The sequence below is a fragment of the Sodalis endosymbiont of Henestaris halophilus genome (assembly GCF_900161835.1).
Taxonomy (GTDB): Bacteria; Pseudomonadota; Gammaproteobacteria; order Enterobacterales; family Enterobacteriaceae.
This window is the reverse complement of sequence record NZ_LT897836.1, coordinates 1039725-1055897: the sequence shown is the minus strand read 5'-3', so window position 1 is coordinate 1055897 and position 16173 is coordinate 1039725. Positions and strand designations below refer to the sequence as shown.

Genomic DNA, 16173 nt, shown 5'->3' with positions numbered 1-16173 from the left:
AACATCGTAACTTAAAACACTATGCTTTCCTAATATCTATTGTTATCCTGCTAACTAATAGTTGTGCGTAGCAACAAACCCAAATAAAAAACATAGGTTTTTTAGTTTATTATTTGATACAAAGAACGCCGTATCGATACGCATCGCACTTAAGCTGGCTGTGACGTACGCGCAAATCGCACCAGGCATGTAAATGCATACCTAAAACTGGTTGCAATATCCTCCTTATTATATTTATTGCTGCAGCATAGTTGATCGTGCGATCGTTAAGCCAGGTTAACATTCATACATATAGAAACCGCTATATTATTCATGAAATTAATAATGTTTCCTAACTAACATTCAATAATAAACAAGTATCAACCGACCGCTTTGCATCTAATGACCAAAGCGCCTTGATAAATAATGACAAGGTATTATTTTGCGCTAAACCAAAGTTATATTAACGATAAGGGAGTATTATAATAGCTTACCTTAATTTTCATGTAAAAATAAGCATATTGCAGAGGGTAATAATGAAAAATGGAGCGGGAAACGAGACTCGAACTCGCGACCCCAACCTTGGCAAGGTTGTGCTCTACCACTGAGCTATTCCCGCATGGACCTAACATGAAGTCTTGGTATTAAAAGAAGCATTTTACGACAAATATCGCTAGCTGCAAGATCTTCCGCGACGAAATTAGTTTTTTATTAATGCGATTGCCGCAAACATAACCACGTCAATCCAGTTTTACCGCAGGAGATTACAAACAGATAAAATGTTTGCGATAATAGACTAGTTCTGCAACAGATTCGCGGATATCGTCTAGCGCCTGATGTTTATTTTTTTTCTTCAACCCGGCCAGAATTTCTGGCTTCCAACGACGAACCAGTTCTTTTATCGTACTGACATCTAGGTAACGGTAGTGAAAATATGCTTCGAGCGCTGGCATATAGCGGAATAAGAAGCGCCGATCCTGTCCTATACTATTACCGCAAATCGGCGACTTGCCGGCAGGTACCCATTTAGCCCAAAATGGCAGTATCTGCGCCACTGCATCGTCTTCATTCAGCTGACTGTACCGAACCCGGTTAACTAATCTACTGGCAGTATGAGTACGCAAATTCCATTCATTCATCATCGCCAGATGAGAGTCAGATTGATGTATTGCTAGCAACGGACCTTCTGCAAGAATAGCTAGATTGGCGTCGGTGACCAGCGTTGCTATTTCGATAATACGATCGCGTTCTGGATCTAGCCCGGTCATTTCCAGATCGATCCAAATCAGGTTATAATCATTTACCATCATGGTTTACTCGTAGTAAAGGATTTTACGGCTTATCTGATACCATATATATGGTAGTTATTGTTATTACCTATATGATTTATATCATAACTAAGTCAGGCGCTATCAGCAAAATAAATTGCTTAAAGAGCAAGAGTGTTAGTTACAAAACGAACTTCATCATTGACGCTGGTAATAACGTGAGCGCAGAGACGTTCACAATGGGACTAATCAGTTAAGGTGGGACCCTAAAGGTTTTATAGTTAGCTAGCATAGCATACATAATGATTGGGGAATCAATCACGAGCGGTGCATAATTTACCGTAGCAACAATATGCTTCATACTATCAAGTTCCTAGTGATAGGGTGATATAGATGATATAACACGTTAGTAAATCTCAACTGTTCTGGATTAGGTATTATTTGCATTATGCATTGTATAGGCTATCCCTATCTGCAATGTTAATTGTTCACTTGCTCCGATGTGTATAACATCATCAAATGGATTGCGGCAAATATGGATAACATCGTTATTGCCTTTGCTTGTCTTTACGACGAGTTATTTTTGGAAATGATAAATCGTTATCTGTAATCATGCAAAGTAGAAATGAAGACTGCTTATCGTACTCAATAAAATTGTTTACTAACATTGCGGTCTGGCTGGAATTAAAGCCGCATATTACTATCTATTATATGTATAAGCTATCAGTTGCTTGATAATAGAGCCATACCAGCAAATTAAATTAGTTATTTCTAGGAAATGCTGGTTCAGTCATACCAGTATTTTCACTAGTTAATCTGGGGTTATTCAATATGCTATTATTAGATTACGAAAAGATTTTAATGAATCGTGTCTTCCATCATTATGGAACGCGAGCGGCATACTGTTATTAAGCAAAATATTTTAGATCCTAGGTCATTTAATTTCTTTCTTTTGTATTACAGAAAGTTTGTTCTTTGGCATCGGGCGCCAGATTTTTTGCCCATGATTTTGTCAAATGCAGGGGTAATTTGGTGCCTGTAAAGTTACATAACTGTAGTCATAATACCAATCTGAACTGCGGTGGAAGCGATGCTAACTCTTGCCAACGTTTCGTTTATTACCATTGTATTATATATAAAATGGTTGAGGTTAATGCACGTTTGTCTTTTGGTGGCGAGATTGCTGATATGTATCACTGCTGACGATATAATATGCACCACATTTTGGCTAGTTAATAAAGTAGGAAAGAGGTGGCTCTAATGTTAGACAAGATAAAGATAGCTCTACTACACCTGTTGCCTCAGCGTTGGCTAACGTCACTGGTCGGTTGATGTGCAGAACGCCGTAAGCGGCGGCTTGCTTACCCGTTGGTTATTATGTTGTTCGTGCGCCTATATAATGTCGATATGCAAGAAGCGCAGCAGTCAGATCTGACAGCCGATCCAACCTTTAACGCATTCTTCGTCCGATCGTTGCGCAATGATGCTCGACTTATTGAGGATGGGAAGTATTTTAGAAAAAAGATACTATTCTAGACTTGCAGCACTGTTAGCTGAAACACAAGTCATTAATAGCTTATTTTTCGCGGCAGCAAATTTGCTGCGACCTATCTAGTGCTTCGTGATTATCACCGCGTGCATATGTCTTACAACAATGTATCGCACGAAAAGTTGAAAGTCCCGGGCGATTTGTTTCAGTACATACACTAGCAGTAAGCTAATATCATTAACTTATTTGCCCGTAACTAAACGAATCATCTACTTTTCCTATAACGATTTTGTCTCTATGACGCAAATTTTAGCGATCGGATAACATTGTTGATAATAATCGATAATGTATAAACAGGCATCGTTAACTTAGCCACGGGCAGAAATTATCAAATGCTAGTCTTTTCGCTAGCGAGGACGCCTTGCGAAGGCGTCTGTACTCCTAAAAAGACAGGAATAAGGGTACTAACTTCAAGCTGGGTTAAACGGTTATTCATCTTTTGTCCAAAAAAATGTTGCTGAATGCAAATATGCCTACTCGATATTACTGCCCGCCAGGGAGGGCAATAGCTGGGGCCACGTCAACGGGACAAGCCGATAGCTGCCGGCTAACCTGAATCATCTGTGGTTAAAACGAGGGTCCTCACCTTGAGCTGGATTACACTTTTTTTCTTAGGATGGCTAATAACTTCCCCTGCCTTCTCCGCTAACTTACCAGACGAGAGCCAGCTCAAAAAAGATCTGCAGCAGGCACTAGATGATCAAACTTCACCGAACCAGGCAGCGATTATCGAAGCGCTTCAGTCATCGCTGAACGCCATTGCCGAATGTAAAGCATCCAGTTCTAAAATATCAAAATATCAGAAGGCTATTGACGACTTTCCGGTGCTCACTCGCCAGCTGCGAGATGAAAAAGATAGAGAACCAGATAACCCTAACCCCCTAAACCACAACCTAGCTAGCAGTGAACTAAATCAACGGCTGTTACAAATTAACAGTCAACTTATGGAGTTATCTGATCAATTGAAGCAAGAGCAAGACCAGGCGCACGCTATCAGCGACTCGCTAGGTTTGCTGCCGCAGCAGCAAACAGAAGCACGCAGAGCATTAACTTATGTGGAACAACAGTGTAATGCACTGCCTACGCCCAACACCCCGCTGGAACAGGCTCAAGCTACTGCGATGCAGTTTGAACAATACGCTCGACGGCTAAAAGTAGAAGAACTAGATCTTGCCCAGTTAAGTGCCAATAACCGACAGGAGTTATCACGTCTGCGCGCCGAGCTACTAAGAAAACGCCATAACCGCGTAGATCAAGAGTTGCAGCTATTGCGCAATCAACTTAATAGCTTACGTCAGGAGGAAACGAAACAAGCAATTGAGCATACAGAAATGCTGGCAGAACAGATGGGCGAACTGCCAAAATCGATCGGTACCCAGTTGCAAATTAATCGTGAACTTTCCATTGCGTTTAATCAACAAATGCAGCGCATGGAGATTATCGCTTCGCAGCAGCGACAGACCGCTTCACAAACCTTACAGGTGCGTCAGGCACTAACTACGCTACGTGAGCAATCACAATGGCTATATGAATCGCCCGCGCTAGGAGAAACCTTACGTGCTCAGGTATCCAGATTGCCGGAACTGCCTAAGTCTCAGCAGTTAGACAGCGATATGGCTCAGTTGCGTGTGCAGCGCCTGCATTTTGAAGACTTAATGAACAAGTTACCGCTGCACTCCCTAGGAGTGCAGGACGACGGCTCACCTTTAACATCAGCGCAGCGGCGTATTCTCGACGTGCAACTTGCAATTCAGCGTAACCTGCTCAATGCACTGCTCACTGGCTGCGATACCCAGATCCTGGAACTAACTAAACTAAAAGTAGCGAATAGCCAGCTTGAAGAGACTATGAATGAAATTCAAGAGGCAGCCCATCGATACCTGTTTTGGGTTGCTGATGTGAGCCCGATTGGTCTTTCCTACCCGTTAAATGTCGGTCAGGATTTGCGTCGGTTGGTAACCATCGATACTTTTAGTCAGTTAACCCACGCACTCGGCATGATGCTGACCAGACAAGAAACACTAATTCCACTGTTCGGGGCGTTGCTTTTGGTCGGTTTCAGCCTAAGTTCCCGACGACATTATTACGCTTTTCTTGAGCGGTCAAGCAGTCGGGTTGGAAAGGTTAATCAGGACCATCTTTCCCTGACTTTGTGCAATGTCTTTTGGTCGGTATTAGTCGCCTTGCCGCTGCCTGTACTGTGGGCGGCACTAGGATATGGATTACGTCATGCCTGGCCATATCCAGTGGCAATCGCTATCGGCGATGGCGTAAGCGCAACGGTGCCAGTACTGTGGGTATTTATGATATGCGCCCACTTTGCTCGTCCGCAGGGGCTATTTATCGTGCATTTTGGATGGCCACAGCAGCAGGTAAAGCGAGCACTGCGTTACTATACACTGTCTATAGGCATGATCGTACCTTTAATTATGGCACTGATATCGTTTGATAATTACAGCGAACGGGAGTTCGCCGGTACCTTAGGTAGATTATGCTTTTGTCTGTTATGTGCTTGTTTATCACAGGTAACTACTAGCCTGAAGCGTGCCGGTCTGCCGCTATATTTTGATAAACATGGCGCGAGCGATAATGTCGTCAACCGTTCGTTATGGAATATTATGATCTGCGCGCCCATAGCCGCGGCAACCGCTGCTTGCCTAGGACATCTAACGACCGCGCAAGCTTTACTAGCACGGCTGGAAACCTCGGTAGCGATCTGGTTTTTATTACTAATTATATATCACATTATTCGTCGCTGGATGTTCATTCAGCGACGTCGCATTGCTTTCGAGCGCACTAAGTTACGCCGGGCAGAGATGCTAGCCCAGCGGGCGCGCAATGAAGAAGATCTGTCATCATCCCAATTGAATGATGTAGCCGCAGAAATCGATGAAAAAGTGTTAGATCTCGATACCATTAGCGCACAGTCGCTACAGCTAGTACGTTCAATTTTAACACTCATTGCGCTGTTATCAGTAATTTTACTGTGGTCGGAGTTGCATTCAGCGTTTGGCTTTCTGGAAAACATTACCCTATGGGATGCAACCTCTACTATTCAGGGGGTCGATAGCATTCAGCCAATTACACTCGGTGCTTTGTTAATCGCCATTCTTGTCTTCATTATAACTACCCAGATGGTGCGCAACTTACCCTCACTGTTGGAACTGGCACTGTTACAGCATTTGGATTTAACCCCGGGAACAGGGTATGCCATTACTACTTTAACTAAATATGGACTGATGTTGCTAGGGGGACTTATCGGTTTCTCCATGATAGGTATCGAGTGGTCAAAACTACAGTGGCTGGTAGCAGCGTTAGGTGTAGGTCTAGGATTTGGCCTTCAGGAGATATTTGCCAACTTTATCTCCGGTCTAATAATTTTATTTGAAAAACCGATTCGGATTGGCGATACCGTAACCATTCGCACTCTTACTGGCACTATTACCCGAATTAATACCCGAGCTACCACTATTACTGACTGGGATCGAAAAGAAATCATCGTGCCCAACAAGGCTTTTATAACTGAACAGTTCGTTAATTGGTCACTGTCTGATACCGTCACGCGTGTCGTACTAAGAGTCCCCGCTCCAACTGACGCCAATATTGAACAAGTGACGCATATTCTAGTCCAAGCAGCCCGCAGTTGCCCACTAGTGTTGGAGTTACCGGCACCTGAGGCTTTTTTAGTAGATTTACAGCAGGGTTTGCCGTTATTTGAGCTGCGTATGCACGCTGCCGAAATGGGGCATCGGATGCCGCTACGCCATCAGGTACATGTGCTAATTTTAGAAGGTTATCGCAAAAACGGAATGGTATTGCCTTTCCCGCCTTTCCATCTGCGCATGGATCAGATCAAGTACGATAATAGCCGCCACAAGAATCAAATAAAGACAGAAAACGGCTCGCTCTGACTCCCGATTATAAGCCTGCCGTATTTATGCAAATAAAGCGCAGGCACAGAAAAATACATCAGACGTTTTGTGAGAGCAAATCCGGATAAAACAGAGAAAGTAATAATACCTAGAGGCGCAATCTGTTAAGTAAATAACAACGGTGGACGACCGACATAAATCTAGAAAATTCGATATAATATTTACCTGAAGAAACCAATGGCGTAACCGCATCAATAGTGCGGTACTTAAAGCATATTTTTTTAGAAAAGCGAGCACATCTATAAATAGGTTTATTTGTGCTTAGTTATGCTCATCGCTACTTGCTAGTAGTTACTCCTGTTTTGATTATTGACGCTGATAGCACACATTAATCAACTCACGAAACCTATTAACTAACTTAATACCTTTAAAATATACGTTAACCTCATGTGATAGCCTATGCATCTTCGATGCTAATTTTAACTAGTGCAATTTTAGGTATTTGTACACATCATAAGTAAGGCAATATAACTTAACACATGGTAAATTACGGAGTTTGATAACGATTAGCTTACTTAATTACGAAAACTTTGGCAAAGCTGGAATGAAACAAGGTTAATATCTGTCACCGCTTTTTGGCTAATAGCTAAAGTTTATACTTCAAGTAATTTGCGTTCATTGAAGAACTTCCGGATCTGGTATAAAATTAAGGGTTGTTGTAATAGATTGGCAATGATCGCACTAAATTTCTAGCTATCCGCATAACTCATATCTTTTTTGTTTAACAACAAAAGACAGTCTGCTGTATATTTAATACAAACACATATAATTACTGTTTTAATACAATGTGTTACTCAAAAAAAGAATGAGTTAATCATGGTCACGTTTTATACATCGAGATGTAGTACTTTACATCAAGTCTACTTTACCATTTTTATCGATTTAGCGATACACTCCGGGTAATTACTACCCTTAATATTATTTATCATGAATTAGTTATACGCTATCTCTGCATAGAAAACCTTCTCGTTTTTTATTTATACTGCTGTTTTTATTTTTTAGCGCATCGAAAATGCGCGCTTTCTCTTGACGAGAGTAAACTAGATTAAGGTCTCTTTTTTAGCCTTTTTACGGCACCTATTTATTAGTGCACTTAATAAAGATATTCGTTATGCGTTAGAGTTACACATAGATCTGCAATCGATATGTAAATTTTATTGCACACTCCACCAACATTAGAAATACGGATCAAGCAAGCGTCACTGGCAAACCTCCTGGAGCACTTAATTCCTTGTGGGTAGTCTGACAATATATGTCAATAAGAAAATATTACGGTTAGTGTAGCATAAGTGTTTTTTATGGAAATTAATGGAATTAAGGAATTATTGACCTATTGATGACTCTCAACAGGAAGTAACAGCGACTTCTTTATTACAGCAGCAAATAAAATCAAAGAAGTTATGATAAAATTATACAGGAAACAAACCGCGATTGTGTCGAGGAGCTCATTAATCAAACTATAGCTTGTGATGTATACAGTTCACTAACTGACAAAGAAAAAAGCAAGAAGAAGGTTAAAAAAATTCAGGGGGTAAGCACAAGACTGACTGTAGCTAAGTTCTTTCTTTACAGATATCAAATGAACTAAGTTAGTTTATTGACTATCAGTATGATAGAGTGAAGGTGAAAACTAAATCGCTAACAGATTGTTTCATTAACCTTAGCTATTTTTTCAAAAAAATACCCAGCCAAGATGTGCACCTTATATCCGAAGTCACAGGTAAATATTACCCCCCTGCATAAATTTGTTAATGTAATAATAAAGATTAGTCATAGTATTGATCATCTAGGCCAACCAGGCTCCCGAATTCCATCAATGCTGATAGGGGAGAATACTAATCACCGATAAGACTATATTTAGCATGATGCGTTATTTAACACGGGATACATACGTGCCGGAGCGAGTATCCACTTTAATCACCTCACCAATCTGAACGAATAGTGGTACCTTTACTACCGCGCCGGTGGCCAGTTTAGCCGGTTTACTACCAGTATTACCGGAAGTATCGCCTTTTAGGTTTGGTTCCGTTTCAATGATTTCCAATTCCACAAAATTAAGCGGCGTTACGGCGATCGGCTGGCCGTTCCACAACGTCAAAATGCATTCAGCCTTTTCCACCAACCACTTGGAGTTTTCGCCAACGGCTTTTGCATCGGCAGCCAGCTGCTCAAAGTTTTTTTTATTCATAAAATGCCAAAAATAACCATCGTTGTAAAGGTATGTCAGGTTAATATCAATTACATTGGTAGCTTTTACCGTGTCACCGGATTTAAATGTTTTTTCTAGCATTTTACCAGAAATTAGCTTGCGAAGCCGAACCCGGTTAAAGGATTGGCCTTTGCCTGGCTTTACGAATTCATTATCAATAATCGTGCACGGTTCACCATCAAGCATGATTTTAAGACCGGAACGAAATTCGTTAGTACTATAAGAGGTCATAATTATCCTTTTAATTTAAATTGGTTAAAAAATAAACGTACAATATGAAATATGCATGCTAGAGAAGAATGGTTACATCAACTTGCTGATGTCATAACTGATCCCGTGCAACTCCTAGAGCTTCTTAAGCTCCAGAAACACCCCATTCTGCGTGAGGGTGCCGAGGCACGGCGTTTATTTCCATTTCGCGTCCCCCGTGTTTTTGCGGCTCGCATGTTACCGGGTGACGCGAACGATCCGCTTTTGCGCCAAGTGATTACGACACGCGAAGAATTCGATCGAGTACCGGGATTCAGCACCGATCCCCTAGAAGAGCAGCACAGTGTGGTACCTGGCTTGCTGCATAAGTACCAAAATCGTGCGCTGCTGCTAGTGAAAGGCGGATGCGCAGTCAATTGCCGCTACTGTTTTAGACGTCATTTTCCCTATCAAGAAAATCAGGGCAATGAAAAGAATTGGTTGCGCGCCGTGGCTTATATTCAGCAGCACATTGAACTAAATGAGATTATTCTTTCCGGCGGCGATCCGTTAATGGCTAAAGATCATGAACTAGATAAACTTATTTCTCTTCTGGAAGAGATCCCTCATCTAACTACCCTGCGTATTCACAGCAGGTTGCCGGTCGTCATTCCAGCACGTATTACTGAGCATCTCTGCCAACGCCTGGCTAATTGTCGGCTGAAGGTAGTTATGGTAACGCACATCAACCACGAAAATGAAATTGATGCTAATGTGTGCGACAGTATGACACGATTGCGAAATGCGCAAATAATATTACTTAATCAAAGCGTACTGCTGCGCGGTATAAATGATAACGCAGATACACTAGCGATACTTAGTGAAACTCTTTTCTCCGCTGGCATTTTACCATATTACCTGCATGTTCTGGATAGGGTGCAAGGAGCAGCACATTTTATGGTGGACGATAACCGCGCACGAGAGATTATGCAGCAACTTTTGGAGAAAGTATCAGGATATCTGGTACCCCGGCTTGCACGGGAAATTAGCAACAACCGTAGCAAGACCATACTAGATTTAAGACTGCGGCAACGATAACGGCATGATCCTCTTACCTGCTATAATGAACAACACGACAGCACTTTATCATACTTAAACTATAGTACCAGTCTTAAGTTAATATTACTGCTCATTATGATTTTTACGCGATAACGTTATCGGATTGAACACTGGTTAAACACCTGCTAATAGAACATATTTTTCATGAGGTAAAGATGTCAACTTACGATACACAACACACGCGCCTTCGCTTGTTGTATTAATAAAACTCCACCCCCTCTCCTCGGGTAAGCGAGGAGAATAAACTATTAGAAATGTACAAAATAGGGGGTATTACATTATACCGTTCATACCACCTGCACCACTTAGGTCAGGTTTCTCTTCCTTCGGCAAATCAGTCACCATGCATTCAGTGGTGATCATCAAGCTGGCGATGGAAGCTGCATATTGCAGTGCAGAACGGGTTACTTTAGTGGGATCCAAAATACCCATATCGATCATGTTGCCGTACTCTTCGGTCGCCGCATTGTAGCCGGTGTTACCTTCACCAGCTTTCACCTGATTAGCGATAACGGACGGTTCTTCACCAGCATTGGCGACAATCTGACGCAGTGGCGCTTCCATCGCGCGGCGCGCGACTTTGATACCAACGTGCTGATCTTCGTTATCGCCTCGTAGCTCAGAAATACTGTTAGCTACACGAATCAGGGCGACACCGCCACCAGCGACCACACCTTCTTCCACTGCAGCACGGGTAGCGTTTAAGGCGTCTTCAACGCGAGCTTTCTTCTCTTTCATTTCGACTTCAGTGGCAGCACCTACTTTGATAACGGCAACGCCACCAGCTAGTTTAGCCACGCGTTCCTGCAGTTTTTCACGATCGTAATCAGAGGTAGCCTCATCACGTTGCTGATTGATTTGCGCAATCCTGCTGTTAATAAGAGCTTTGTCACCGACACCATCGATGATGGTAGTAGTATCTTTGGTGATAACGACACGTTTAGCCTGCCCCATATCTTCCAAAGTAGCTTTTCCTAGCTCAAGACCGATTTCTTCAGAAATTACGGTACCAGCAGTCAGGATAGCAATGTCTTGCAACATGGCCTTACGGCGATCGCCAAAGCCTGGTGCCTTTACAGCGGCTACTTTAACGATACCGCGCATGGTGTTAACCACCAGGGTAGCCAAAGCTTCGCCTTCAACGTCTTCAGCAATAATCAATAATGGCTTGCCTGCTTTGGCAACCGCTTCTAGCACTGGCAGCATTTCACGGATATTGGAAATTTTCTTGTCGGCTAGCAAAATGAATGGGTTTTCTAGCTCAACGACACCGGTTTCTGTTTTGTTAACAAAATAGGGCGAGAGATAACCACGGTCGAATTGCATTCCTTCCACTACATCTAGTTCATCCTGTAGCCCGGAACCTTCTTCCACGGTAATAACGCCTGTTTTGCCCACTTTAGCCATCGCTTCAGCAATCAGCTTACCGACGGTTTCATCGGAGTTAGCAGAAATAGTACCTACTTGAGCGATTGCTTTAGAATCGGAACAGGGTACGGACAGTTTTTTCAGTTCTTCTACAGCGGCGATAACTGCTTTATCGATACCACGCTTGAGGTCCATCGGGTTCATGCCGGCGGCCACAGCTTTCAAGCCTTCATTAACGATAGATTGTGCCAGTACGGTAGCGGTGGTGGTGCCGTCGCCTGCAGCATCATTAGCTTTGGAGGCAACTTCTTTCACCATCTGGGCGCCCATGTTCTCGAATTTATCTTCCAGTTCGATTTCACGTGCGACTGAAACTCCGTCCTTAGTTATGATCGGCGCGCCGAAAGATTTGCCCAGCACTACGTTACGTCCTTTAGGACCCAGGGTCACTTTTACCGCGTCGGCTAAAATATTTACACCGCGCAGCATTTTCACGCGAGCTTCATTACCGAATTTTATATCTTTAGTAGCCATTTTATTTCCCTTACGTTTATTCAGTGCAGATGATTACGTGTGGATTACTACTCAACGATAGCCAAAATATCACTTTCGGACATAATCAGCACTTCCTCGTTATCGATTTTCTCAACCTTAACGTTATATCCTTCATTGAAAATCACGTTGTCACCAACTTTTACGTCCAATGCTTTCACTTCGCCGTTTTCTAAAATACGTCCATGGCCCACGGCCATGACTTCACCGCGAGTGGACTTGCCTGCGGCAGAACCGGTCAGTACTATACCGCCCGCAGACTTGGCTTCAACTTCTTTACGTTTGACAATAACGCGATCATGTAATGGACGAATTTTCATTGATAGCTTCCTTTTAACAATTCGTTATCAGTTTTTTTTTTGGGGGGGGGGATGAATGTCGGGTATGAGATTGTACTCGACTTCATGAGAAATATATGGGGACATGCAGAGAAGTTTCAAGGGGAGGGAGAGAATTTTTTATCAAATATGTTAGCTATAACTAATCTAACATTATTACATCAGAAACGCATATATTATTATTTTCTCTTCAACACCCTACTTCTTATTATTTTGCCTGCACGGACTGCCTCCGTGAGCAAAAATTTACTTTGCATGTACCGCATAAGACTAAGCTAGGTTCATTCGCTACCAGCGATAAACTGTATAATAACGTCTCGATTACCGCAGTAACATTCTCAGCATGCCAAGCATATGGACGACCCGGATAACACAAGTGAAATATTCATGTAGACGATGATGAAAATGATTAATTCAGATCCATTGCAATGAATTTCCTGCATCATTGATTATCATCGCGAGATGATTAGTCCAAGCCATAAGATTCATCACCAAAATATGTTTATTACCGTTTTGTTTTTTAAGTGTACAGCTCCTCTCTGTAGACGTATTCAAGCGATACGCCAAGTCTTGCACTTTTCGTGTGCTTGGGCGCTAACCAGTTAAATTGATTAAATTAAAACTATTCACGCAAATTAATTCTGCGGTGAGCGCTTATCGTAAATGAATGACAAATGTTAGATTAATTACAGCTAACAACTTAGGGAGAAAAATCCCCCCCCCTTGAAACTTCTCTGCATGTCCCCATATATCGCCCATGAAGTCGAGTACAATCTCATACCCGACATTCATCCCCCCCCCCCAAAAAAAAACTGATAACGAATTGTTAAAAGGAAGCTATCAATGAAAATTCGTCCGATACACGATCACGTCATTGTCAAGCGCAAAGAAGTTGAAGCCAAGTCTGCGGGCGGTATAGTACTGACCGGTTCTGCCGCAGGCAAATCCACTCGTGGTGAAGTTCTAGCCGTAGGTAATGGGCGTATTTTGAAAAACGGCAAAGTGAAAGCATTGGACGTAAAAGTTGGTGACAACGTGATTTTTAATGACGGATATGACGTGAAAATTGAGAAAATCGATAACGAGGAAGTGCTAATTATGTCCGAAAGTGATATTTTGGCTATCGTTGAGTAGTAATCCACACGTAATCATCTGAACTGAATAAACGTAAGGGAAATAAAATGGCTACTAAAGATATAAAATTCGGTAATGAAGCTCGCGTGAAAATGCTGCGCGGTGTAAATATTTTAGCCGACGCGGTAAAAGTGACCCTGGGTCCTAAAGGACGTAACGTAGTGCTGGGCAAATCTTTCGGCGCGCCGATCATAACTAAGGACGGAGTTTCAGTCGCACGTGAAATCGAACTGGAAGATAAATTCGAGAACATGGGCGCCCAGATGGTGAAAGAAGTTGCCTCCAAAGCTAATGATGCTGCAGGCGACGGCACCACCACCGCTACCGTACTGGCACAATCTATCGTTAATGAAGGCTTGAAAGCTGTGGCCGCCGGCATGAACCCGATGGACCTCAAGCGTGGTATCGATAAAGCAGTTATCGCCGCTGTAGAAGAACTGAAAAAACTGTCCGTACCCTGTTCCGATTCTAAAGCAATCGCTCAAGTAGGTACTATTTCTGCTAACTCCGATGAAACCGTCGGTAAGCTGATTGCTGAAGCGATGGCTAAAGTGGGCAAAACAGGCGTTATTACCGTGGAAGAAGGTTCCGGGCTACAGGATGAACTAGATGTAGTGGAAGGAATGCAATTCGACCGTGGTTATCTCTCGCCCTATTTTGTTAACAAAACAGAAACCGGTGTCGTTGAGCTAGAAAACCCATTCATTTTGCTAGCCGACAAGAAAATTTCCAATATCCGTGAAATGCTGCCAGTGCTAGAAGCGGTTGCCAAAGCAGGCAAGCCATTATTGATTATTGCTGAAGACGTTGAAGGCGAAGCTTTGGCTACCCTGGTGGTTAACACCATGCGCGGTATCGTTAAAGTAGCCGCTGTAAAGGCACCAGGCTTTGGCGATCGCCGTAAGGCCATGTTGCAAGACATTGCTATCCTGACTGCTGGTACCGTAATTTCTGAAGAAATCGGTCTTGAGCTAGGAAAAGCTACTTTGGAAGATATGGGGCAGGCTAAACGTGTCGTTATCACCAAAGATACTACTACCATCATCGATGGTGTCGGTGACAAAGCTCTTATTAACAGCAGGATTGCGCAAATCAATCAGCAACGTGATGAGGCTACCTCTGATTACGATCGTGAAAAACTGCAGGAACGCGTGGCTAAACTAGCTGGTGGCGTTGCCGTTATCAAAGTAGGTGCTGCCACTGAAGTCGAAATGAAAGAGAAGAAAGCTCGCGTTGAAGACGCCTTAAACGCTACCCGTGCTGCAGTGGAAGAAGGTGTGGTCGCTGGTGGCGGTGTCGCCCTGATTCGTGTAGCTAACAGTATTTCTGAGCTACGAGGCGATAACGAAGATCAGCACGTCGGTATCAAAGTCGCGCGCCGCGCGATGGAAGCGCCACTGCGTCAGATTGTCGCCAATGCTGGTGAAGAACCGTCCGTTATCGCTAATCAGGTGAAAGCTGGTGAAGGTAACACCGGCTACAATGCGGCGACCGAAGAGTACGGCAACATGATCGATATGGGTATTTTGGATCCCACTAAAGTAACCCGTTCTGCACTGCAATATGCAGCTTCCATCGCCAGCTTGATGATCACCACTGAATGCATGGTGACTGATTTGCCGAAGGAAGAGAAACCTGACCTAAGCAGCGGCGCAGGCGGTATGGGCGGTATGATGTAATTCTTTCTGCGTATTATTAATAATACCCCTTCCCTCCCCATTCACGGGATTTTTTGAGGGAGGGTGTAAATACAAATGAATGCTAAATTATAAGTTTAAGACGCCCATTTTATGGGCGTCTGCTGATTAAGTTTTATATCAATAAAACAGTAAGAGATATTAAATCTTAGTGCTTGCTCATGAATATATAACTAACTAGAATCATTCATACGCGCTTAAGTGGTTTAATAAACAAAAAATGATATACGTTTCTAGGTGGATACTAGTATCACAAAAAATGGTACGTACCTAAACCGGCAGTTTAGAGTTTGTAAGGGTCCAGTAATTAGATAATATTGTATATTACCCTAAAACCTCTCACTAACGATATTTAATGCTGATGCCGACATATTTTAATATTGTTATTCGCTAATTTTTAGTAAGCACATTCAGCACGATGTCTAGAATGTATCATTTCATCATTGTTCCATACAGGTATCAGTAACTTTGCTACATAAAACCTTAGTCATGAAAAGCACTATAGTTTTTAAACTTAAGACAAAGTCTCCTTCTATGCACAGCCCTAATTTCAAATTTATTTAGAGGTTTATAATAAGCGCCTATCGAGATTTTCCACTCGTTTGAGATAGATATTTTTACCCAGAAAATGATGAATGAAAGACCGACATCTATATGTTTACCACAACATCAGTCTCATACTGGTTGAAAATCATTTCGGTTATTTAGTCTAATCCTAGATTGGGTAAGCGGTTATCAGGATACTCTTGTCGACTCAATATCACGCAACGATTACTATGAGAAAAAACGCATGGGTACTTGCATCACAGTATTGATGGGGACTAATAATTTTTAACGGT

10 protein-coding genes and 1 tRNA gene are annotated in these 16173 nt (G+C 42.5%); 5 read left to right on the top strand and 6 right to left on the bottom strand.

Annotated features, from left to right (window positions below; genetic code table 11):
• Positions 1-523: 523 nt before the first annotated feature.
• Both HBA_RS02220 and orn read right to left on the bottom strand, forming a co-directional pair.
• A tRNA-Gly gene (locus HBA_RS02220) sits at positions 524-598 on the bottom strand.
• A gap of 145 nt (positions 599-743) precedes the next feature.
• Entirely contained in the window at positions 744-1289 is a 546-nt protein-coding gene (gene orn, locus HBA_RS02215) for an oligoribonuclease (protein WP_097032403.1), read from the bottom strand.
• Between the two features lie 1326 nt (positions 1290-2615).
• Here orn and HBA_RS03495 point away from each other — a divergent pair.
• Entirely contained in the window at positions 2616-2783 is a 168-nt protein-coding gene (locus HBA_RS03495; protein WP_157774254.1) for a hypothetical protein, read from the top strand.
• 600 nt (positions 2784-3383) lie between these two features.
• On the top strand, positions 3384-6707 hold the full coding sequence (gene mscM / locus HBA_RS02210; RefSeq protein ID WP_097032402.1) for a miniconductance mechanosensitive channel MscM: 3324 nt from the start codon (positions 3384-3386) through the stop codon (positions 6705-6707).
• A 1891-nt stretch (positions 6708-8598) separates the two neighbouring features.
• Here the strand turns inward: mscM and efp are convergent.
• Complete coding sequence (gene efp / locus HBA_RS02205; RefSeq protein WP_097032401.1) at positions 8599-9168, bottom strand: elongation factor P; 570 nt, start codon at positions 9166-9168, stop codon at positions 8599-8601.
• A 51-nt stretch (positions 9169-9219) separates the two neighbouring features.
• On the opposite strand from efp, the gene epmB reads away from it, so the two are divergent.
• Positions 9220-10224, top strand: coding sequence for an EF-P beta-lysylation protein EpmB (gene epmB, locus HBA_RS02200; RefSeq protein ID WP_097032400.1), 1005 nt, complete (start codon positions 9220-9222; stop codon positions 10222-10224).
• 294 nt (positions 10225-10518) lie between these two features.
• Here the strand turns inward: epmB and groL (HBA_RS02195) are convergent, their stop codons facing one another.
• The 3 genes from groL (HBA_RS02195) to HBA_RS03490 all read right to left on the bottom strand — a co-directional run bounded on the left by groL (HBA_RS02195) (position 10519) and on the right by HBA_RS03490 (position 13295).
• The gene (groL, locus tag HBA_RS02195; protein ID WP_097032399.1) at positions 10519-12147 is read right to left on the bottom strand and encodes a chaperonin GroEL; all 1629 of its coding nucleotides are present in this window, start codon (positions 12145-12147) and stop codon (positions 10519-10521) included.
• Between the two features lie 47 nt (positions 12148-12194).
• On the bottom strand, positions 12195-12485 hold the full coding sequence (locus tag HBA_RS02190) for a co-chaperone GroES (protein ID WP_097032398.1): 291 nt from the start codon (positions 12483-12485) through the stop codon (positions 12195-12197).
• A gap of 672 nt (positions 12486-13157) precedes the next feature.
• Positions 13158-13295 carry a hypothetical protein gene (locus HBA_RS03490; RefSeq protein WP_157774253.1) on the bottom strand — a complete coding sequence of 46 codons (138 nt, stop codon included), beginning with the start codon at positions 13293-13295 and terminating at the stop codon, positions 13158-13160.
• A gap of 51 nt (positions 13296-13346) precedes the next feature.
• On the opposite strand from HBA_RS03490, the gene HBA_RS02180 reads away from it, so the two are divergent.
• Together HBA_RS02180 and groL (HBA_RS02175) are read left to right on the top strand one after the other, a co-directional pair.
• Entirely contained in the window at positions 13347-13637 is a 291-nt protein-coding gene (locus tag HBA_RS02180) for a co-chaperone GroES (protein ID WP_097032396.1), read from the top strand.
• A 47-nt stretch (positions 13638-13684) separates the two neighbouring features.
• Positions 13685-15316 carry a chaperonin GroEL gene (gene groL / locus HBA_RS02175; protein WP_097032395.1) on the top strand — a complete coding sequence of 544 codons (1632 nt, stop codon included), beginning with the start codon at positions 13685-13687 and terminating at the stop codon, positions 15314-15316.
• Positions 15317-16173: the final 857 nt, after the last annotated feature.